This is a genomic window from Flavobacterium sp., assembly GCF_040382755.1.
In the GTDB taxonomy this organism is placed as follows: domain Bacteria; phylum Bacteroidota; class Bacteroidia; order Flavobacteriales; family Flavobacteriaceae; genus Flavobacterium.
This window is the reverse complement of the sequence record NZ_JBEIET010000262.1, coordinates 1-1,473: the sequence shown is the minus strand read 5'-3', so window position 1 is coordinate 1,473 and position 1,473 is coordinate 1. Positions and strand designations below refer to the sequence as shown.

Genomic DNA, 1,473 nt, shown 5'->3' with positions numbered 1-1,473 from the left:
TGAATACGCAGGAAAGAAAATTACTGATGGAACTTCAGAAATGAACGGGTTCTCATTTTACTCTGTAGGTTCAGGAACAATTTTAGAAAACTTAGTAGCTTATAAAGGAGCTGATGATGGTTTCGAATTTTACGGAGGAACTGTTAATTTAATTAATGCAATTTCTTACGGAAATTTTGATGATTCATTTGACTGGCAAGATGGATGGCAAGGTCAATTAAACTCAAACTGGTTTGCATATCAAACAGGAACAGGAAATTTCGGAATGGAAATTGAATGTAAAAACAACAACAATGCTTTCTGGCCTAAAGTAGCAAACATTACTTTAAAAAGAGCTTCAGGAACATTAACAGAAAATAATTCTGCTGAATATGATGCAATCCAATTTAAAAATCAAGGAAACGGAGAATATTCAAACATATTAATTGATGGATATACTACTAATGCAAGCGCGGTAGCGGTTAGAATTCAAGATGCAAACACAAATACTAATCAAGTAAATGCAAGTAAAATTAAATTAACGAATGTTAAAATTAATGGAACTACACCTCAATTTGGAGGAACATCTACAGTTACTTCTGTTGTTTTCCCAACTGGACAATACACTACTTCAACTACTTCAACAGGAGCAAGTTTAACAAATGGTGCTTGGTCAACAGTAAACGGAGCTACATTATTACAATAAGAATAACCCAAAATAAATAAGAAAAGCGGTCTATATTAGATCGCTTTTTTTTATGTTCTTTTTTCCAATGTTACGAAATTGTTAAGTTTTTGTTTGGTTAATGTAAAAATATGTCGTAGGTTTATATGATTATTAATCATAACACCTATAATTATGAAAAATTTAGCCCTTATTTTTGGTTTAATTTTGTTTACTTCACTCGGTTTTGCTCAAGAAACAGAGGCAGTTGGAGAACAAATTTCTGAAAACACAGTAAAAGTAACATATTATCATTCTAACGGTAAAGTAATGCACCAAGGAAATTATATTGATGGAAAAGCAGATGGTTTATGGAAATCGTTTGACGAAACAGGAAATTTAGTTTCGGAAGGTTCTTTCGAACAAGGTAAAAAAACAGGTCTTTGGAATTTTTATACTTCAACAGCATTAAACGCAGTAGTATATTCTGATAACACAGTTGCTGATGTGAAAAAGTTTAGTACCAATGCTTTAGTAGGAAACTAAAAAAAACAATTTGAAACAAAAAAACCACGTAAGTTATTACGTGGTTTTTTTATGCCTTATACTCTCAAAATTTCATCTGATGTTAATAATTTTTGTAATCGCAACTTTAATATTATTTGTGCAACAGCTATAACATCTTTTTCGCAATAGGTTGCAATTCGGTCGATATCTTTATCCTTGTAGAAAACGTTTGCTACTTCACTTCCATCAATATCATCTTTAGGAGAAGGAATACCCAACACTTTCGTTAATAATTTTAAAGAGGTGAAGTGTTTATAATCGCC

General features: G+C 31.4%; 2 protein-coding genes and 1 pseudogene. 2 read left to right on the top strand and 1 reads right to left on the bottom strand.

Annotated elements, in window-relative coordinates:
• Window positions 1-685: beta-helix domain-containing protein (locus ABWO04_RS11900; protein ID WP_502903996.1), on the top strand; the 685-nt coding region annotated here is incomplete at its 5' end.
• A 153-nt stretch (window positions 686-838) separates the two neighbouring features.
• A complete protein-coding gene (locus ABWO04_RS11895; protein ID WP_291242266.1) occupies window positions 839-1,189 on the top strand; it encodes a toxin-antitoxin system YwqK family antitoxin in 351 nt (116 codons plus the stop codon).
• A gap of 56 nt (window positions 1,190-1,245) precedes the next feature.
• Here ABWO04_RS11895 and ABWO04_RS11890 read toward each other — a convergent pair.
• Window positions 1,246-1,473: pseudogene (locus ABWO04_RS11890) on the bottom strand (3'-5' exonuclease); the annotation flags it as partial.

Coding starts and splice junctions, on each gene's coding strand:
- ABWO04_RS11895 (WP_291242266.1), top strand. CDS start 839: ATGAAAAATTTAGCCCTTATTTTTGGTTTAATTTTGTTTACTTCACTC.